The organism is Acidimicrobiales bacterium (genome assembly GCA_033344915.1).
Classification (GTDB): domain Bacteria; phylum Actinomycetota; class Acidimicrobiia; order Acidimicrobiales; family Aldehydirespiratoraceae; genus JAJRXC01.
On the sequence record JAWPML010000001.1, the window covers coordinates 3,185,351 to 3,203,349 of the forward strand.

Consider the following 17,999-nt stretch of genomic DNA (forward strand, 5'->3'; position numbering starts at 1 on the left):
ACCCGAGCTCCCATGCGCCTCTACGACACCGAATCCGGCGAGATCCGCCCCCTCGATCTCCGCGACCCCGGCAAGGTCTCGCTCTACGCCTGCGGGCCGACCGTGTACGACCATCCCCACCTGGGCCATGCCCGTCAGGCGATGACCTACGACATCGTGCGCCGCTATCTGGAGTGGACCGGGCTCGAGGTGCACCACGCGGCCAACGTCACCGACATCGACGACAACATCATCAATCGGGCCAACCAGGAGGGCTCGACCGAGCCGGAGATCGCGGCCACCTGGAAGGACGTCTACGACGCCGCCATCTTCGACGGGCTCGACATCCTCCGCCCCCACACCCGCCCCCACGCGACGGAGTACGTGGACGAGATGGTCGCCTTCATCCAGACGTTGGTGGACAACGGCAGCGCCTACGCCACCGACTCCGGCGTCTATCTCCGGGTCGCGTCCGTGGAGGACTACGGCGGGCTCGTGCACCGCTCGCTCGACGACCTGCGCGAGGGCGCCGGCGCCCGCGTGGAGGTCGACGAGAACAAGGAGGACCCGCTCGACTTCGCGCTCTGGAAGGCCGCCAAGCCGGGCGAGCCGACCTGGCCGTCGCCGTGGGGCGAGGGCCGACCCGGCTGGCACATCGAGTGCGTCGCCATGAGCCTGGACGTGCTCGGCGACGGGTTCGACCTCCACGGCGGCGGCACCGATCTCGTGTTCCCCCACCACACGAACGAGCGGGCCGAGGCGATCGCCGCGGGGCGCGAGTTCGCCCGCCACTGGATGCACAACGCGATGCTCAACATCGAGGGCGAGAAGATGTCGAAGTCGCTCAACAACTTCCGCACGATCCAGGATCTGCTCGACGAGCATCCACTCAACGGGCGGGCGCTGCGCCTCCTGCTCCTGCAGACGCACTATCGCAAGACGATGGAGATCAACGCCGAGGTCATGGACCAGGCCCGCGGCGGCATCGAACGCATCGACGCGATGGCCCGCAAGGCCGCGGCCGCCGGCGTCTCGACCGACGGTGCCACCCTCGACGCCGGTGCCGTCGCGGCGTTCCGCGCCGCGATGGACGACGACATGGGTACGCCCGAAGCGGTGGCGACGATCTTCGAGACCGTGCGCCGGGCCAACGCCGCGCTCGACGCCGGTGAGGACGCGTCCGGCCTCGTGGCCACCGTGATCGACCTGGCCGACGCGCTCGGCATCCGCGTCGGCGACGCCAGTGGCGGTGGCGACGACGACGCCGAGATCGACGCACTGGTCGCGGCCCGCACCGACGCCCGCTCGGCGAAGGACTTCGCCGAAGCGGACCGACTGCGCGACGAGCTCACCGCCCGCGGCATCGTCGTCGAGGACACGCCGTCCGGGCCGATCTGGCATCGCGGGTGACCTGACCTAACGTCGCCGGCATGGATCGCGGCGGCGACATACCCGAGGGTCTGGAGATCCTCGACGCCGAGGGTGCCGTCATCGCGTCGGGGCTCGAGGCTGCCGAGACGTCCGCCGAGGAGCCGGATGACGCCCCACGATCGCGCCGCTGGCCGCTCGTCGTCGGTGCCGCTGCGATCGTCGCGGCCGTCGGCGTCGTGCTCGTCCTCCTCTTCACCGACGACGAACCGGCCACCGAGCCACCAGCGCCGCTCGGCATGCTCGCCGGCGCCGGACTCACCGTCGCCCCGGAGGGTGCCGCGACCTACCCGCTTTTCGGCCGCGAGTGGCAGCACGAGCTGATGGTCGGCACCCCGTCCGGGTGGACGTTCATCGATCTGAACACCGGCGCCCAGCGCACCGTTCCCGTCCCGGACGAGAGCACGACGGACGCGACCGTCCGCGACGGCACGGTCTTCGTCCTCGTCGACGACACGGTCCACCGACTCGAGGGAGACCGGCTGACCGAAGTCTGGACCGCCGACGTTTCGGCCTTGTTCAGCTCTGTCGCCCTCGCGAACGGCATCGCCGTGCTCGAGAACCGCGAGAGCGGGCCCCGGATGTTCGACGTCGCGACCGGAACGGAACTCCAGCCGGGCCCGAGTCGGAGGATCGTGCTCGCCGCCGGCCTTGCCTACGCCCAGCACGGGCAGCACATCCTCGCCTTCGACGGCTCGGGCACGCCGTCGACGTGGGCCACCGGGGAGCTGCTGGCCGCGGGCGCCTCGGCCGTCATCTGGCGGTCCTGCGACGGCACGGACTGCACCTTCTGGGCGGGGACACCCGAGGACCCGCACGCCGCACAACTCGACACGACGACCGCTCGCCATGTCTTCCTCGAACGCCCCGACTACTACGCCGAGTTTCTCACGCTCGAGATTGAGCTGATGAGCCCGACCGGACGGCTTGCCTGGTCGATCAGCTCGGATCCGAGCACGTTCGAGTTCGAGTTCGAACTCGTCGATCTCATCACGGGCGACTTCACCCTCATCGAGCTCGCGGAGTCGGCCGGCGGCCTCGGAGTGTTCGACCCCAGCGAGTCTGTATTTGTCATCCACGCGGACGGCGAGGTGCTGGTCGTCGACACGGCCACGGGATCGGTCGTCGCCATACCGGGAGTGGAGGCGAGCTCCGGCACGCTCCTCTTCGTACCGTCCGGCTGAGCGCCTAACGTCGCCGGCATGCCGATCCTCGATCCGCCGGCCACGCTCCACCCCCTTCCACCCCAGCCCGCGGGCGTCCCCTGGCCCACCGACGAGTGGCCGACCGGACCGCTCCCCGACCATGTGGACAGCGCCGCGCTCGACCGGCTGCTCGACCGGGCCTTCGGCCCCGAGCCCGAGCCCGAGTTCGGCGAGTCGGCGGCCACGCTCGTCGTCCACGAGGGGCGGCTCGTCGTCGAGCGCTACGGGCCGAACGCCGATGCCTCCACGCCGCTCCTCTCATGGTCGATGGCGAAGTCGGTCACCCATGCGCTCGTCGGCCTGCTCGTGGACCGCGGCGAACTGGATCCCCACGCGCCGGCGGCCGTGCCCGAGTGGACGGCGGACGATCCCCGCGCCGCGATCACCCTGCACCAGATGCTGCGCATGGTCGACGGCCTCGAGTTCAACGAGGCCTACGCGATCCCCGAGCACGGCGAGGAGGCGGCCTGGTCACACTGCATCGACATGCTCTTCGGCGCCGGCACCGACAACCCGGCGGCCTACACCGCGGCGCGCCCGGCCGCTCACGAGCCGGACACGGTCTTCAACTACTCCAGCGGCACGACCAACCTCCTCGCCCGGATCGTGGGCGACCACATCGGTCGTGGCAACGAGGCCCGGGCCTGGATGCACGAACACCTCTTCGGTCCGATCGGCATGCACAGCGCCGACCCGACGTTCGACACCGCCGGCAACTTCATCGGGAGCTCCTACCTCCACGCGACCGCCCGCGACTGGGCTCGGTTCGGGTTGCTGTACCTGCGGGGCGGTGAGTGGGACGGTCGACAGCTCATCAACCGCGAGTGGGTCGACGACGCCCGCACCACACGGGCCCGCGACGAGGACGGCGGCGAGTACGGCGCCCACTGGTGGACGTATCCCGACGGACGCGGCCGCTTCTTCTGCAGCGGCTTCGAGTGGCAGCGGGTCGCCTGCGTGCCGTCGTCGGATCTGGTCGTCGTGCGCCTCGGCACCACGCCGGAGGACGACTACCCGACCCTCGTGACCTGGTTCGACGAGCTGATCGCCCACTTCGACCACTGACCTCATCGTCGGGGCACGTGCCGCCGATGGAACCGATGTGGGAGAGGTTTCCGAGACTCGTCGATGGCGGGGCCGACCGTGGCTCAGCCGGACCATTCGCCTCACCGCGCACGCGATTCCGTTCGTCGTGGTCACCGCCGCGATCTGGAAGGTCCACAGTTCGCTACCCACGCCCGACAACCGCACGGAAGCGATCCTTCGCTGGGTCGGCTTCTCGATCCTCTCGACCGCGGCCCTGATCTGGCTGGACAAGCTCGCCCGCCGCCTCCTCCCGCTCGCCACCCTCTTCAAGCTGTCGCTGATCTTCCCCGACGAAGCGCCGTCGCGATTCTCGATCGCCCTGCGCCAGAACACCACGCGCAGCCTCCAACGGGAGCTCGAAGCGGGCGAGCTCGACCCGGGCACTCCCCAGGAGGCGGCGGAGCTGCTACTCACCCTCGTGGCGGAGCTGAGTCGGCACGACCGGCTCACCCGTGGCCATGCGGAGCGGGTCCGGGCGTACGCGGAGATGGTCGGCGCGGAGATCGGGTTGACCGACGAGGAACGATCGAAGCTCCAGTGGGCCGCCCTGCTCCACGACATCGGCAAGCTGAAGGTGCCCGCGTCGATCCTGAACAAGACCGGCCGCCCGACGCCGCGCGAGTGGGAGCGGCTCAAGACCCATCCCGACGAGGGGTGGGCGCTGATCGCACCCTTGCGGCCGTGGCTCGGCGAGTGGGCGCGAGCCGTCCGCGATCACCACGAACGGTGGGATGGAGGCGGCTACCCCCGAGGGCTCGCGGGGACGCAGATCTCGCGGGCGGGTCGCATCGTCGCGGTGGTCGACGCGTTCGACGTCATGACCTCGACGCGCTCGTACAAGGAGCCGATGTCGGTCGCAGACGCACGGGCCGAGCTGGCATCGTGCGCGGGATCCCACTTCGACGCCGAGATCGTCCGCGCCTTCCTCGCGGTCGGCATCGGACGTCTGCGCCTCGTCATGGGGCCGCTCAGCTGGTTGGCACAACTTCCCGCGGTCGCCCGCCTCCCGGTCGGACAGATCCCGACCGCCGCAGTCTCGACGGCAGCCGCCGCGACCGTCGCCGTCGCGTCCGCGGTCGTGCCGCCCGCCGCGGTGGAGGAGGCGCCGCCCGCTGCGTCACGCGAGGTCGCAACCGTCGAGCCCGCCGAGGACGTCACCCCGCCGGACACCGGTCGCGTCGAACCGGTGGTCATCGTGACCAGTACGACCACGACCACCGAACCACCCACGACGACCGCAGCACCGACGACGACCGAGCCGCCGACGACCACCGCCTCCACCACGACGCGACCCCCCACCACCACGACAACGACCACGACGACCACGACCACGACGACCACGACCACCACCGCGCCGCCGACCACGACCACGGTGGCGTTGGATCCACTGGCGCAGGCCTACCTGGGCAGCAACGGTGAGGGGCCGACAGCCTCGGTCCTGCCGTTGAGCGGACCGCCGACCGCGGCGACCCTGCCCAACTACGACACCGAGCTGAACGAGGATCCGGGACGCACCATCGCGCGCTCGAACGAGATCGGCACGGAAGTCAGCTCCCCCGAAGCACAGGTGTGGGCCCTGCACTTCGCGTCGGCCTGGCCGGCAACCGGCACCCCGAGCGTCGAGATCTGGGTGGCCGCCGCAGGCTTCGCCGAGGGCAGCCGGAGCGCGTTCACCGTGCATCTCGCGGAGTGTGACGCGGTCGACTCCTGTGTATCGCTCGGCAAGAAGACGACCGCGTTCGACCAGGACGACTTCGGCGACGATTTCGGCCGGGTGTCCGTCGTTCTCCCGCCGATCGACGAGGTCATCGACGCCGACCACTGGGTTGCGATCGGGATCACGGTTCCGATGTCGTCGGATGACGACGTGTGGCTCGCGTTCGACACGACGAGCTACCCCGCCCGCGGCTACCTGAACTGACGATCAGCCCTCGGGATCACCGAGCGCGTAGATGAAGCCGGCCCGCGTGCCGACGACGATCCGGCCGTCCCAGACCGCCGGCGTCGACTCGATACAGCCGCCGAGTTCGACCTCCCACAGCGGTGTCGGTTCGACCATCGTGTCGCTCACGTCGAAGCCGCGGAGCACGCCGGCACAATCGCCCTGGATCCAGACATCGTCGACGATGACCGGCGAAGCCCACGTCGGCCCCGGAAGTTCGAGGCTCCACCGCTCCTCGCCGGTGTCGCGATCGAGTCCCAGCACCTTGCCGGTGTCGGTCGGCACGATGAGGAGGTCGCGGTGCAGACCCGGCGTCGCCCACACACCCGAGTCGAGACGGGGTCGCTCGTCCACCCCCCAGACGAGGGGATCGTCCGGGTTCGACGGGTCGAGTTTGATGATCTGGCCGACCTCCTGGCTGCGGGCGTTGCCCCGCTCGTACTCGATGCCGGCATAGATCATCCCGAACTCGTCGATCACCAGCGACGCATCGATGTCGTCGCCGGCCCAGTAGCGCAGCACCCGGGTCGGCTCGACGCCGGCGTCGAGGTCGGTGATGTCCCACCCCTGGATCAGTCCGCCGGAGTTCGCGAAGTAGACGACGTTGCCGCTGATCGCGACGGAGTTCTCGATCGAGACATTGCCGCCGACGAGGCGGAGGAGTTCGTCGTCCCAGCCGGGGGTGTTGAAGACCAGCTCCGGCGCCACCGTGACGAAGCCGTCCGCGTCGTAGCCGCGATTCAGCTTCACGATGTGGAACTGGGAGTTCTCGCCACCGATGAAGAGATAGTCGTCGATGACGAGGCCGGCACCGTCCCAGTCGTTGTTCCACCGGGTCGGGGACACGTCCGTCGCGCTCAGCGCCCACAGCTCCTCCGGCTCGGCCCGGTCGAACGCGACGACCCGGTAGAAGTTGTCGCGACTCCCCGTGTAGAGCAGCGGGTAGCCATCGGGGTCGATCGTGACGGATCCCTTGATGATGTCGCCGGTCGGGAAATCGGGCAGGAGGCGCCGGCCGTCGTCGGCGGCGAGGAAGTGCACGTTGCGGCTGTAGGCCCCGAGCGCCACCCAGGTCTCGCCCTCGTACTCGAAGATCGAGGGCTGCCCGGTCCACCCGGACCCGCACCAGTTGATCACCTGCGAGCCGACGGACGAGTTCGAACACATCGCCCCGTCCTCCGGGAACCGCCACACCACCTCGGGCGCGGCCGGCACCGGGCCCGCGCCGTAGAACGTGCGGGTCGGGTTGCCGCGGAACGTGAGGAGACCCTCGACGGTGTCGCCCCACGGCTGACTCGACGATGCGGGGTCGACCCATCCGTCGTACGGCGGAAGCGTCGTCGTGGTCGTCGTGGTCGTGGTCGTGGTCGATGTCGTCGGGACGGTGGTGGTGGCTGACGTCGCGTCGACGGACCCACCCGTCTCGTCATCGGTCGACGCCGGCCAGATCAGGGTGAGAACCAGCAGGATCGCGACGCCCGCCAGCCCGATGTTGAGCCGCCGAACGATGGCGCTCAAACCACCAGTCGGAGCTGATGAACCGTAGGCTCCGAGTCATGACCGTCCGTGCCACGCCGCCCACCCGCGTTCTGTTGTGGCGTGGCGCGACGCGGGCGTGCGCGGTGTGCGGACGGCGCGGCCTGACCCGCCGATGGGTGGCGCTGGCGGACACGTGTCCGCGATGCGGGTTCGAGTTCGAGCGCAAGCCGGGGCACTTCGTCGGCGCCGTCGGCATCAACACGATCGTCGTCTTCGGGCTGATCCTGATCTCGATCGTCACCGGCGTGATCCTGATGTGGCCGCGCCCCGAGGCCGCGCCGCTCCTCGCCGTCGCCCTTCCCATCGCGATCATCATGCCGTGGCTCTTCCACGCCACCGCCAAGACCATCTGGGTCGCGATCGACCTCGGCATGAAGCCGCTCGAGGCCGGCGAGGCCCTCGGCGGACCCGAGGAACGCGCGACGCAGAAGGGGTGACCGAGCCGTCCGAACGGCATCGGGAAGATCGTCCAGCTCACGGCGGGGCGCCCAGGGCGCGCGGCCCACGTCGACCTGGTCGTCGCGACGATCGACCAGCGTCCACCCGGACGGCGGCTTGGAACGGGCGAGGTGCTCGGCGCACAACGCGGCGCCGTAGCGCGCCCCGGTCGGATCATCGAGCGAGACCAGTTCGGCACGACGCTCCGACCGGTGCAGCAACAACACCCCGGCCCGAGGACGAGAACATCCAGGGCGAGCGCACGTTGCCATGGGCTGAAGGTACAAGCGGCTCGAGCTCAACCGGTGGACAGGCGCGCTGACTACGATCGCCGCGATGATCGTTGCGTTCGATGCCGACGACACGCTGTGGCACAACGAGGACAAGTTCCAGGAGACCCACCGTGAGTTCGAGGCCCTCCTCGCGCCCTGGGCGGACGCCGAGACGGTGGAGGCCCATCTCACGGAGGTCCAGCGGGCCAACCTCCCCCGCTACGGGTTCGGTGCGAAGGCGTACATGCTCTCCATGATGGAGGCCGCGCTCGACATCTCGGATCACGAGGCGCCGCCCGAGACGATCCGCGAGATCATCCGTCTCGGCCAGGCGATCCTCGATCGGCCGACCGAGCTGCTCGAGGGTGTGCACGACGTGCTGGAATCGCTCGCCCATCTTCCGTTGATGTTGATCACCAAGGGTGACCTCTACGCACAGCACGCGAGCATCGAGAAGAGCGGACTGTCCGAGTACTTCTGGCGGATCGACGTCGTCGCCCACAAGGACCCCGGCACCTACGCCGAGGTCCTCGAACGCCACGCCGTCCCCGTGGAGAAGTTCGTCATGGTGGGTAATTCGGTGAAGTCGGACGTCCTCCCCGTGATCGAACTCGGCGGACGGGCGGTCCACGTCCCGTACCACGTCACCTGGTCCCTCGAACAGGTCGACCACGACCCGGACCACGAGTTTCCGACCCTCGACCGTCTGACCGACCTACCCGACCTCCTGGAGACCTGGACATGACCGGATGGCATCTCGCCCAACTCAACGTGGCCACGCTGCGACAGCCGATCGACCATCCGGACACCGCGGAGTTCACCGACAATCTCGACCCGGTGAACGCGGCCGCCGAGGCGAGCCCCGGCTATGTCTGGCGACTCCAGGACGAGAGCGGCAACGCCACGTCGTTCCAACGCGACGGCGACCCCCTGCGCATCCCCAACCTGACGGTCTGGGAGTCGATCGACGCGCTGAAGGACTATCTGTACGGGGACGCGCACGTGCCGTTCCTGCGCAAGCGTCGTCAGTGGTTCGAGGCGCACGCCGAGGCGCATTTCGTCATGTGGTGGATCCCGGCGGGCCACATCCCGACGCTCGAGGAAGCCGAAGCGCGCCTGGCGACGCTGCAGGCCGAGGGTCCGACGCCCGACGCGTTCACCTTCGCGACGTCGTTCGACCCGCCGTCCGGATGAGGCGGCTCGAGGGGCCCGAGCTCGTCGCCTACGACCTCGTCCCCCGAGCCGTGCTGGAGCGGGTACGGGTGCAACAGGTCCCCGTGCTCCCCCCGGGGGCGTCGGGCATGACGGTCGGCCGGTTCGTCTTCCTCCGCCGAGACGACGATCGCACGGGCACTCGCGAGCTCCTCGCTCACGAGCTGGTCCACGCCCACCAGTACGCCGAACAGGGATTGGTCGGCTTCCTCGCCGACTACCTGCGGGACTATGCGACCGGGCTCCGGCGCCACCGATCCCACCGGGCCGCCTATCTCTCGATCCCGGCCGAGGCCGAGGCACGATCGCACGCGGCCGCCTGGCGCACGCGGTGACGCTCGTCATAGGGCGCCGCGGCTGACCCGCGCCCTCCTACCCTCGATCCGATGCGATTCCTGGACCCACCGGCACGGCAGTACTCGCCGCGGGTCGTCCAGGTCGTCGCCCTCATCGGCGTCGCCGCGAGCTCGTTCACCATCACCGTCCTGTCGGCCGCCCTCCCGACCATCGCCGACGACCTCGACTCCTCGACGGGCACCGTCACCTGGGTGATCGCCGGGCCCCTGCTCGCGTTCGCGGTGTTCACCCCGATGGCGGGCAAGCTCGGCGACCTCTACGGGCACCGACGCATGTACCTGCTCGGGTTCACCGGGGCGGCCGTCATGTCGCTCGTCACCGCCGCGTCACCGAATGCCGCGTTCCTGATCGGCGCCCGGATCCTCGCGCAGGCGTTCTCCTCCTCGACGGGCCCGTCGGCGCTCGCGTTGATGATGCAGGCGTTTCCCGACGACCGGCGAACCTCGGTGGCCGGCGTGTGGTCGGCCGTGCTGGCGGCATCACCCGCCCTCGGTGTGGTCGTCGGCGGCCCCCTCATCGACGCGACGAGCTGGCGCACGCTCTTCGTGATCCAGAGCGTCGGCATGGCCGTCGCGGTGATCGCCGCATCACGGGTCCTCCCCGACAGCGAGCGCCGCGACGACCTGACGTTCGACCTCTGGGGCGGACTCTTCCTCGCCGCCGGCATCGCCACGATCCTCATCCCGCTGAACCGGGCGAGCTCGCTCGGTTGGGATCACCCGGTGGTGGCCGGCGGCCTGGCGCTGTCGCCGGTCTTCCTGATCGGTTTCGTCGTCTGGGAGCGGCGCACCGCCCACCCACTGATCGAGCTCGCCGTACTGCGCGAACGAAATGTCGCGCTCCCGCTCGTCAGCCAACTCTTCCTGAACGGCCCCTACATGGCGGGGCTCGTCATCACCTCGCTGATGCTCGGCGCGACGTCGACGTTCGCCTACAGCACGACCGCGATCTCCCTGCTGATCCTGCCCCGTCCGATCATGTTCGCCATCGGCGCGTGGGTGGCGGGCTGGCTGACCGAACGATTCGGCGGACGGCCCGTGGTGATGCTCGGGTGCACCGGGATCTCCGCCGGCCTGCTCGCCATCGGCATCGGTGCGGTGACCGGCGAGATCGGCTTCGTCGTGGCCGGGGTGGCCACCGCGGGGGCGGGCAGCGGCATCGCGCGGCCGCCGATCATCGCCGCACTCACCGATGCGGTCGGCGACCGAGACCTCGGCGTCGGCACCGGCATGCTCAACATGGCCGGTCAGATCGGGGCCGCGGCTGGTATCAGCCTGCTCTCCGCGCTCGTCACCGACACCAGCACCCCCGAACGCTTCCGTTTCGTGTTCGTGATCGGCGCGGCCGTGTCGACGCTCGCCATCGGCATCGCCGGCGCGATCCGGTTCTCCGAGACACTTCCGGCAGCCCGCACGACCCCGTCGCCGACTGCGCCCTACTCGGCGACGGTGGACGTCCGGAAGTAGCGACTCAGTAGGTGTAGAAGCCCTGGCCGGTCTTGCGGCCGAGCTGGCCCGCCGTCACCATCCGGCGCAGCAGCGGGGGCGGCGCGAGGAAGCGCTCGGCGAACTCCTCGTGGAGCGACTCGGCGGCGAGCAGCAACACGTCCAGACCGACGAGGTCCGACAACGTCAGCGGACCCATCGGATGTCCCGCGCCGAGCTGCATCGCCTCGTCGATGTCCTCGGCCGACGCATGGCCGGCCTCGTACATCGCGATCGCCTGACAGAGATACGGGATCAACAGCGCGTTCACGATGAAGCCGGAGCGGTCCTTGCAGACCACCACCCGCTTGCCCAGCCGGTCGGTGGCGAACATCGACACGGCCGCGAGCACCGCTGCGTCGGTCCGCTGCGTCTCGATCACCTCGACCAGCTTCATCACGGGCGCGGGATTGAAGAAGTGCATCCCGCACACCTGCGCGGGCCGGCCGGTGGCCATCGCGATGTCGATGATCGGGATGGACGAGGTGTTGGTCGCGAGGATGGCGTCGTCGCGGGCGATGTCGTCGAGCTCGGTGAAGATCGAGAGCTTCAGCTCGCGGATCTCCGGGGCCGCCTCGATGATCAGATCACACGGGGCGAGATCGGCGAGTTGCATCGTCCAGGTGATGGCACCGGCGGCCTCGTCGCGAGCGGCGGCGTCGAGCTTTCCCCGCTCCACCGCCTTGTCGAGCGAACCCTGGACGCGGGCCTGGCCGGCCTCCACGGCTGCGGCGTCGATGTCGCGGGCCACGACCGACACGCCCGACTTCGCGAGCACCTCGATGATGCCGGAGCCCATCGCGCCGGTACCCACGACCCCGACCGTGTCGATCGAGCCCGTCACGTCAGTCCGCTTCCTCGATCGTGACCGAGTTGATGACCACGTCGGTGGTCGGTCGATCGCTGCGGTCGGTCTCGACACGCTGCATCTCGTCCACGACCTCGAGTCCCTTCACGACCTTGCCGAACAGGGAGTACTGCGGGGGCAGGCCGACGCCGCTGGCGCCCGAGACGATGAAGAACTGGCTGCCGTTGGTGTTCGGGCCGGCGTTCGCCATCGCGAGGGAGCCGATCTCGTAGCGTCCCGGGGCCGGAAGCTCGTCGTCGAACTTGTAGCCGGGGCCACCACGGCCCGTGCCGGTCGGGTCGCCGCCCTGGCACATGAACCCGTTGATGATGCGATGGAAGACGATGCCGTCGTAGTACTTGTAACGAGCGAGCGTCACGAAGTTGTTGACCGTCTTCGGCGCGGCGGCGGCATCGAGCGCGATCACCATGTCGCCCAATGTGGTGCTCATCGTGGCGGTGTAGCGCTTCGCCGGATCGATGCACATCTCCGGCGCGGAATCGAACTCACGCTGCTGCGGGCTCGAGCCGTCGGCGTTGGGGCACGGGGTAGCCATGGAACATCCTCTCGAAAGCTCACCGACACTCGCGACGAGCCCCGTCGAGACTACGGCCCCGACGGGACGGAGCATCACCCAGCCGCACGGCACGGCGTGCATAGGGTGATCCCCGTGCAGGAGATGACCGCACCGGACAGCGCAGGCGTCGTCGCCGACCATCCGCTGTGCTGCGGACGCTGCGATGTCGCCTGGCGGGGCGCGAAGGGCGACCTCTGCTGGGTCTGCGGCGACCCCGGCGTGCCCCGCGGGGAAGTGCGCATCGTCGAGGACGAACCCGCCGCCTGACCCCGTCCCGGTCGATCGCGGTGGCTCAACCCGCGAACAGGTGGGCGGTCCAGATCACGTCGTCGACCACCACGATGCCGATCCCGATCGCCCGGTAGCGGGGACTCACGATGTTCGCTTCGTGCGAGGGGCTGGCCACGAACGCGTCGATCAACACGGCGACGCTCGGTCCGTAGCCGACGTTCTCCCCGGCCGCGGTCCACGCGTCATCCTCGACCACGTCGTAGATCAACGAGGAGTGGTGGAGCCGGGCGTCGACCGCGATCCGGGCGGCCCACGCCTGCGCCAGGGCGTCCAGTTCGTCGTCGGCCACCAGCGGGTCGAGTCCTGCCGCGTGACGGAGGTCGTTCAGCGCGTGGCGGGTCTCCTCGGCGAGCGTCGGGGCGACCGTCGTGGTCGTGACGCGGACCGGCCCGTCCGTCGCGACGTCCGCTCGCGCGGCCGTCGCAATCGGCGGGGACGACGTCACCGTCGATTCGACGCCACTCGGCGTACTCGTCGGGGCAGCGGCCGCGCCGGGGAACACGAGCCAGCTCGCGACGGTCAACGTCACGGCGAGCCCGAATCCCGCCGTCGTGCCGTAACGCATGCATCCCCCCGGTCGCCGACTCCCGACCACGGGCGAGTATGTCAGCGCGCCCGGGTGCGGTCGGCGACCCTCGCGGCCTATGTTTGGGCCGTGACGCTGCACTGGGATGACAGCCGGGTCGAGGTCCATCGGGTGGTCGTCGGACCCGTCGACAACAACGTCTTCGTGATCCGGTGCCGGGAAACCGGCGAAGGGGTCCTCCTCGACGCCGCCAACGAGCACGACCGGCTGCTCGAGCTGTGCCAGAAGCTCGACGTGCGCACCGTGCTCGAGACCCACGGCCACTGGGACCACATCCAGGCGATACCGGCCATCCGCGATGCGGGCTATCGCGTCGGTGTCACCGCCGAGGACGCCGCCATGCTCCCCAGCTACGACTATCTGCTCGAGGACGAGTCGGTGATCGAAGTGGGCCGCCTCCGGATCCACACCCACCACACCCCCGGGCACACCCCCGGGTCGATGTCCTTCAGCGTCGAGGACACCCCGCTGCTCTTCACCGGCGACACCCTCTTTCCGGGCGGGCCGGGCGCGACCGGGTTCGAGGGCGGAGACTTCCCCACCATCCTGCGCAGCATCGAGGACCGCATGTTCCGCGTGTTCGATGCCGACACCATCGTGCTCCCCGGCCACGGCGCCGACACCACGATCGGGGCCGAGTCGCCCTCGCTCGACGAATGGGCCGCCCGCGGTTGGTGATCCCGACGCCGGATCCTCAAGACCCGAGCCCGGAGGCCGACGGGACCGGAGATGATGACTCCGCCCGTCATCGAGAACGAACCCGCTCGCCTGGCCTCGGTCGAGTCACTGCGCGTTCTCGACACGCCTGCCGACGCCGCCTTCGACGAGCTGGTCGAACTCGCGGCGTGGACGTGTCATGTCCCGATCGCGGCGTTGTCCCTCATCGACCATGACCGGCAGTGGTTCAAAGCGCAGGTCGGTCTCCCCTTCGCGGAGACCGCTCGCGACATCACCTTCTGTGCCCACACGATCACCGAGGAACAGACGCTGATCGTCCCGGATGCGACGCTCGATCCCCGCTTCCGCACCAGCCCGTTCGTGACCGGCGATGCCGAGATCCGCTTCTACGCCGGTGCCTCGATCACGGTCGACGACGATCTCCCCGTCGGCGCGCTGTGCGTCATGGACACCCGCCCGCGTTCGCTGTTCGCGGACGAACGCCGCGCCCTCGAGATCCTCGCCCGTCAGGCCGGGGATCGGCTCCACGCCATCCGTCTCGAGTGGCGGGCCCTCGATGCGCTCACCGGCGCGGCCGCGCCCGTCGCCGCCGAGCGCTGGCTGCAGGACCAGCCCACGGACCGGGACCGCGCGGTCGTGCACGTCGACATCGACGGCCTCGCCGAGATCAACACCGGGGCGGGAGACGACGCCGGGGACCACGCCCTCGCCGACACCGCCGCCCGCCTTCGCGAGGCCGCGCCCGCTCATTCGATGGTCGCGCGGATCGGCGACGACGAGTTCGCCGTGATCCTCGAGGGCGAGCCGCTCGAGGACCTCACCGCCACCGTCCAGACGCTCCGGGCGGCGTTCGAGCCGACCGACGCGCCCGCCTTCGACGTCTCGATGGGCCTCGCGACCGCCGGCCCCGGCGACAGCGGTCAGGATCTCGTCGAGGCCGCGGCCGCGGCCACCGCGATGGAGAAGCAGCTCCGACGAGCCGAGTGATCGGGGTCAGCCGTCGACCCCGATGGCGACGTCGGTGTCCTTTCGCTCCTTCACCGTCACCCGGGGGTAGTCACGCAGCTGGAGTTCGCGGACGCCACTCCATCCCTCGGCACACAGCACACCGTCGGCGGTGATGCGCACGCCGGTGTCGTAGGTCCGCGAGAGCATCCAGGTGCCCGCGCCGATCACGCCGGGCAGGATGACGAGCCAGAACACGATCAGGTCGGCGGAGGACGGCGCGACCACGGCCGCGACGGCACCGACCAGGACGAGGACCGGGGTGATGCCGACCACGACACGCGCAGCCGTTCGTGCACCGGGGCCGTACCCACGGGGGAGCTCGTACAACAGGGCATCGCTCGTGTCGTCGCCGGCGCGGGCCGCCCGGATCGCCGCCCGCAGCTCGGTGGCCTCGCGCGCCGGCCGCCGTCGACACCGGACCCGATCCCGCGGCGCGTTCTTCGTGCCGACCGAGTGCCAGCAGTTGATGTCCATGCCCCTCATCGTGACAGCTTCCTGGGAGCCTGCTGAGGACGGCGAACACCACCGGGAACCAACGAGGGTCGCCGACCGTCAGAACGGCCGAGAACAACCATCCCCCGAGGAGTACCCCCGTGAAGAAGTTCCTGATCGTGATGACAGTCGTGATGGCCGTCGTGGCCGCCGCCTGCAGCGACGACGCCGACACGTCGGTCGGTTCCGACGAGCCGACGGACGACGGCACCGTGGTCGACGGGCCGACGAGCGACGACGACGATGGCACGAGCGACGATGGCACCGTCGACCCGAGCGACGGCGAGCCGACGGACGGACCCGGCGACGACGTTCCGCTCGGTGCCGGTCCCTACCCGATCGCCGACCTGACGATCACCTACCAACTCGCCGAGGACGACGACCCGGTGGCCTACCAGCTCGCCTGTCTGGGCGACACCGCGACGGTCATGGGCGAGGGCGCGCCGACGACGGCCGACCGGATGTGCCTCGCCCTCCACGACGACGCCGTGCGCGACCGGGTGGTGCACGGTCCACCGACCGACGTCGCGTGCACCGAGCAGTACGGCGGTCCGCAGATCGCCACGATCGTCGGCACGCTCGACGGTGAGGAGATCGACACCAGCTTCGACCGGGCGAACGGATGCGGAATCGGCGACTGGGACCTCTTCGGCGACTTCCTGCCGTCCGCCGGCTGAGCGGCCGCGATGGGCCGAGCGATTCACTCCGGTGGATCGTTCGGCCCGTTCACGCGAAGACAACCGGCCCTGACGCCGAGAGTACGTCTACCGGGGTCCAGTGGGGACCAGGGACACGACCGAGGAGACGATGATGAGCAGCGCCGAGCAGATCCAGGAAGCACTCCGCAAGACGTTGGAGCCGGGTGAACGCGTCGAGGCGTTCCGGCCCGTCGTCGCCGGCAAGGTCGAGGATCGGGCCTACGAGACCACCCTCGCCCTGCTCGGGCCGTCGGTGTTCAGCCGAGCCGCCGCCGGCTCGATGACCGGGGACGGCGCGATGCCGAACCGCACCAACCTCGTCGTCGTCACCGACCGGCGGGTGCTGTGGTGTCACAAGCCCCGCATCGGCAACGAGATCCACGTCGGCGGCTTCGACTCGCTGGGCGCGGTGCACTCGGTCGAGGTCGTGCCCGCCCGCATCGCCCTGGCGAAGCTGCGCTTCACCATGGCCGACTGGTCCGTCGCCCAGTTCGACCTGCCATCGGATCATCGGGCCGCCGACTTCGCCAACGACATCATGAAGCTCCTGCTCCGGGTGCCGGCCGCCGCCTGAGGGATACCCCACACCATCACCCCATCCCTCGTGAAGAGGCCCACCCTCCGGGGTGGGCCTCCTCGGTTTTCGGAGGCGAGCGGTACCATCGAGCCCACCCCGACAGCCAGGAGTCCCCGTGTCCGACACCGTCATCCTCACCGGCGCTCGCACCCCGATCGGCCGGTTCAACGGCGGCCTCGCCGGATTCAGCGGAACGGCCCTCGGCGGGCTCGCGATCGCCGAGGCACTGGCCCGTGCCGGCATCACCGGCGAACAGGTGGACTACGCCTACATGGGCCAGGTCGTGATGGCCGGCGCCGGCCAGGTCCCCGCCCGCCAGGCGGCGTTCGCCGGAGGGATCCCGATGACGGTGCCGTCGACCGGGCTCAACAAGGCCTGCCCATCGGGCCTCAACGCCATCCAGCAGGCCCATCGCCTCATCGCGCTCGGCGAAGCCGAGATCGTGGTGGCCGGCGGGATGGAATCGATGACCCAGGCGCCGTACCTGCTCCTCGATGGTCGCACGGGCTACGGCTACGGCAACGCGACGCTGCCCGACGCGCTCACCCACGACGGACTCTGGTGCTCGTTCGAGTCCGAGCTGATGGGCGCGGGCACCGAGCGCCACGCCGCCGCGGCCGACATCAGCCGCGAGGAGATGGACCGGATCTCGGCGCTGTCCCACGACCGTGCGGCGCGGGCCCAGAAGGACGGCCTGTTCGAGGACGAGATCGTCCCGGTCGAGATCCCGCAGCGCAAGGGTGATCCGATCGTCCTCGCCGAGGACGAGGGCATCCGCGTCGGCACCACCGTCGAATCGCTCGGCGGGCTGCGTGGCGCGTTCGCGGACGGTGGCAACGTCACCGCCGGCAACGCCTCCCAACTCTCGGACGGCGGCGCCGCCGTCGTCGTGACCACGAAGGCCATGGCCGAGAAGCTCGGCGTGGAGCCTCTCGCCGAGATCGTCGACTACGCCGAGGTCGCCGGACCCGACACCTCGCTGCTCACCCAGCCGAGTCGATCGACGCGCAAGGCGCTCGACCGGGCCGGGATGCAGCTCAGCGACGTCGACCTGTTCGAGTTCAACGAGGCGTTCGCCGCCGTGTCGATCGCGTCCATGGCCGAACTCGGCCTCCCCGAGGATGTGGTCAACGTGAACGGCGGCGCGATCGCCCTCGGCCATCCGATCGGCATGAGCGGCACCCGCCTCGCCATCACGCTGGCCTACGAACTCCAGCGCCGGGGCGGCGGCATCGGGGCGGCCGCCCTGTGCGGCGGGGGCGGCCAGGGCGACGCCATGCTCCTCAAGGTCACGTGAGCCCCG

The 17,999-nt window shown here is 69.9% G+C and carries 20 protein-coding genes; 15 read left to right on the top strand and 5 right to left on the bottom strand.

From position 1 onward, the window contains the following. The first annotated feature begins 12 nt into the window (after positions 1 to 12). Genes cysS through R8F63_15260 form a run of 4 tightly spaced genes read left to right on the top strand, consistent with a single transcriptional unit; the run spans position 13 to position 5,619 of the window. Positions 13 to 1,389 (top strand): cysteine--tRNA ligase, encoded by a 1,377-nt coding sequence (cysS, locus tag R8F63_15245; protein MDW3219968.1) that lies wholly within the window; start codon positions 13 to 15, stop codon positions 1,387 to 1,389. 20 nt (positions 1,390 to 1,409) lie between these two features. Then, a complete protein-coding gene (locus R8F63_15250) occupies positions 1,410 to 2,591 on the top strand; it encodes a hypothetical protein (protein MDW3219969.1) in 1,182 nt (393 codons plus the stop codon). A gap of 18 nt (positions 2,592 to 2,609) precedes the next feature. Further along, entirely contained in the window at positions 2,610 to 3,677 is a 1,068-nt protein-coding gene (locus R8F63_15255; protein MDW3219970.1) for a serine hydrolase, read from the top strand. Positions 3,678 to 3,714: 37 nt separating this feature from the next. Further along, positions 3,715 to 5,619 carry an HD-GYP domain-containing protein gene (locus R8F63_15260; GenBank protein MDW3219971.1) on the top strand — a complete coding sequence of 635 codons (1,905 nt, stop codon included), beginning with the start codon at positions 3,715 to 3,717 and terminating at the stop codon, positions 5,617 to 5,619. Positions 5,620 to 5,622: 3 nt separating this feature from the next. Here R8F63_15260 and R8F63_15265 read toward each other — a convergent pair whose 3' ends face one another. Beyond that, entirely contained in the window at positions 5,623 to 7,158 is a 1,536-nt protein-coding gene (locus tag R8F63_15265) for a PQQ-binding-like beta-propeller repeat protein (GenBank protein MDW3219972.1), read from the bottom strand. 38 nt (positions 7,159 to 7,196) lie between these two features. Between R8F63_15265 and R8F63_15270 the strand changes: the two genes are divergently transcribed. From R8F63_15270 to R8F63_15290, 5 genes are all read left to right on the top strand, one after another. Next, positions 7,197 to 7,616, top strand: a complete 420-nt coding sequence (locus tag R8F63_15270) for a DUF983 domain-containing protein (GenBank protein MDW3219973.1) — start codon at positions 7,197 to 7,199, stop codon at positions 7,614 to 7,616. Between the two features lie 337 nt (positions 7,617 to 7,953). Continuing rightward, complete coding sequence (locus R8F63_15275) at positions 7,954 to 8,634, top strand: HAD family hydrolase (protein ID MDW3219974.1); 681 nt, start codon at positions 7,954 to 7,956, stop codon at positions 8,632 to 8,634. Beyond that, positions 8,631 to 9,083 carry a DUF3291 domain-containing protein gene (locus R8F63_15280; GenBank protein ID MDW3219975.1) on the top strand — a complete coding sequence of 151 codons (453 nt, stop codon included), beginning with the start codon at positions 8,631 to 8,633 and terminating at the stop codon, positions 9,081 to 9,083. The genes R8F63_15275 and R8F63_15280 overlap by 4 nt, the downstream gene beginning before the upstream one ends. Next, positions 9,080 to 9,436, top strand: coding sequence for a DUF4157 domain-containing protein (locus R8F63_15285; protein MDW3219976.1), 357 nt, complete (start codon positions 9,080 to 9,082; stop codon positions 9,434 to 9,436). Before R8F63_15280 ends, R8F63_15285 begins: the two co-directional genes overlap by 4 nt. 51 nt (positions 9,437 to 9,487) lie before the next feature. Continuing rightward, complete coding sequence (locus tag R8F63_15290) at positions 9,488 to 10,924, top strand: MFS transporter (protein ID MDW3219977.1); 1,437 nt, start codon at positions 9,488 to 9,490, stop codon at positions 10,922 to 10,924. A 4-nt stretch (positions 10,925 to 10,928) separates the two neighbouring features. Here the strand turns inward: R8F63_15290 and R8F63_15295 are convergent, their stop codons facing one another. Beyond that, positions 10,929 to 11,786 (bottom strand): 3-hydroxybutyryl-CoA dehydrogenase, encoded by an 858-nt coding sequence (locus R8F63_15295; GenBank protein ID MDW3219978.1) that lies wholly within the window; start codon positions 11,784 to 11,786, stop codon positions 10,929 to 10,931. Between the two features lies 1 nt (position 11,787). Beyond that, complete coding sequence (locus tag R8F63_15300; GenBank protein ID MDW3219979.1) at positions 11,788 to 12,345, bottom strand: peptidylprolyl isomerase; 558 nt, start codon at positions 12,343 to 12,345, stop codon at positions 11,788 to 11,790. 114 nt (positions 12,346 to 12,459) lie between these two features. Here R8F63_15300 and R8F63_15305 point away from each other — a divergent pair, with 114 nt between their 5' ends. Then, positions 12,460 to 12,633, top strand: coding sequence for a hypothetical protein (locus R8F63_15305; protein MDW3219980.1), 174 nt, complete (start codon positions 12,460 to 12,462; stop codon positions 12,631 to 12,633). Between the two features lie 25 nt (positions 12,634 to 12,658). On the opposite strand, the gene R8F63_15310 is transcribed toward R8F63_15305, so the two are convergent. After that, a complete protein-coding gene (locus R8F63_15310; protein MDW3219981.1) occupies positions 12,659 to 13,222 on the bottom strand; it encodes a CAP domain-containing protein in 564 nt (187 codons plus the stop codon). Between the two features lie 90 nt (positions 13,223 to 13,312). On the opposite strand from R8F63_15310, the gene R8F63_15315 reads away from it, so the two are divergent. Together R8F63_15315 and R8F63_15320 are read left to right on the top strand one after the other, a co-directional pair. Continuing rightward, positions 13,313 to 13,921: an MBL fold metallo-hydrolase gene (locus tag R8F63_15315; protein ID MDW3219982.1), complete on the top strand. Its 609-nt coding sequence runs from the start codon at positions 13,313 to 13,315 to the stop codon at positions 13,919 to 13,921. A 51-nt stretch (positions 13,922 to 13,972) separates the two neighbouring features. Next, positions 13,973 to 14,908, top strand: coding sequence for a diguanylate cyclase (locus R8F63_15320; protein ID MDW3219983.1), 936 nt, complete (start codon positions 13,973 to 13,975; stop codon positions 14,906 to 14,908). Between the two features lie 6 nt (positions 14,909 to 14,914). Here the strand turns inward: R8F63_15320 and R8F63_15325 are convergent, their stop codons facing one another. Then, positions 14,915 to 15,403: a hypothetical protein gene (locus tag R8F63_15325; GenBank protein MDW3219984.1), complete on the bottom strand. Its 489-nt coding sequence runs from the start codon at positions 15,401 to 15,403 to the stop codon at positions 14,915 to 14,917. Between the two features lie 119 nt (positions 15,404 to 15,522). Between R8F63_15325 and R8F63_15330 the strand changes: the two genes are divergently transcribed. The 3 genes from R8F63_15330 to R8F63_15340 all read left to right on the top strand — a co-directional run bounded on the left by R8F63_15330 (position 15,523) and on the right by R8F63_15340 (position 17,993). Then, positions 15,523 to 16,098, top strand: coding sequence for a hypothetical protein (locus tag R8F63_15330; GenBank protein MDW3219985.1), 576 nt, complete (start codon positions 15,523 to 15,525; stop codon positions 16,096 to 16,098). Positions 16,099 to 16,231: 133 nt separating this feature from the next. Next, positions 16,232 to 16,693, top strand: coding sequence for a hypothetical protein (locus R8F63_15335; protein ID MDW3219986.1), 462 nt, complete (start codon positions 16,232 to 16,234; stop codon positions 16,691 to 16,693). A 118-nt stretch (positions 16,694 to 16,811) separates the two neighbouring features. Further along, on the top strand, positions 16,812 to 17,993 hold the full coding sequence (locus R8F63_15340) for an acetyl-CoA C-acetyltransferase (protein ID MDW3219987.1): 1,182 nt from the start codon (positions 16,812 to 16,814) through the stop codon (positions 17,991 to 17,993). Positions 17,994 to 17,999: the final 6 nt, after the last annotated feature.

Excerpts from the sequence above, each read along its gene's own strand:
- cysS (MDW3219968.1), top strand. The coding sequence starts at position 13 with ATGCGCCTCTACGACACCGAATCCGGCGAGATCCGCCCCCTCGATCTC.
- R8F63_15250 (MDW3219969.1), top strand. The coding sequence starts at position 1,410 with ATGGATCGCGGCGGCGACATACCCGAGGGTCTGGAGATCCTCGACGCC.
- R8F63_15255 (MDW3219970.1), top strand. The coding sequence starts at position 2,610 with ATGCCGATCCTCGATCCGCCGGCCACGCTCCACCCCCTTCCACCCCAG.
- R8F63_15270 (MDW3219973.1), top strand. The coding sequence starts at position 7,197 with ATGACCGTCCGTGCCACGCCGCCCACCCGCGTTCTGTTGTGGCGTGGC.
- R8F63_15275 (MDW3219974.1), top strand. The coding sequence starts at position 7,954 with ATGATCGTTGCGTTCGATGCCGACGACACGCTGTGGCACAACGAGGAC.
- R8F63_15280 (MDW3219975.1), top strand. The coding sequence starts at position 8,631 with ATGACCGGATGGCATCTCGCCCAACTCAACGTGGCCACGCTGCGACAG.
- R8F63_15285 (MDW3219976.1), top strand. The coding sequence starts at position 9,080 with ATGAGGCGGCTCGAGGGGCCCGAGCTCGTCGCCTACGACCTCGTCCCC.
- R8F63_15290 (MDW3219977.1), top strand. The coding sequence starts at position 9,488 with ATGCGATTCCTGGACCCACCGGCACGGCAGTACTCGCCGCGGGTCGTC.
- R8F63_15300 (MDW3219979.1), bottom strand. The coding sequence starts at position 12,345 with ATGGCTACCCCGTGCCCCAACGCCGACGGCTCGAGCCCGCAGCAGCGT.
- R8F63_15310 (MDW3219981.1), bottom strand. The coding sequence starts at position 13,222 with ATGCGTTACGGCACGACGGCGGGATTCGGGCTCGCCGTGACGTTGACC.
- R8F63_15320 (MDW3219983.1), top strand. The coding sequence starts at position 13,973 with ATGATGACTCCGCCCGTCATCGAGAACGAACCCGCTCGCCTGGCCTCG.
- R8F63_15325 (MDW3219984.1), bottom strand. The coding sequence starts at position 15,403 with ATGGACATCAACTGCTGGCACTCGGTCGGCACGAAGAACGCGCCGCGG.
- R8F63_15335 (MDW3219986.1), top strand. The coding sequence starts at position 16,232 with ATGAGCAGCGCCGAGCAGATCCAGGAAGCACTCCGCAAGACGTTGGAG.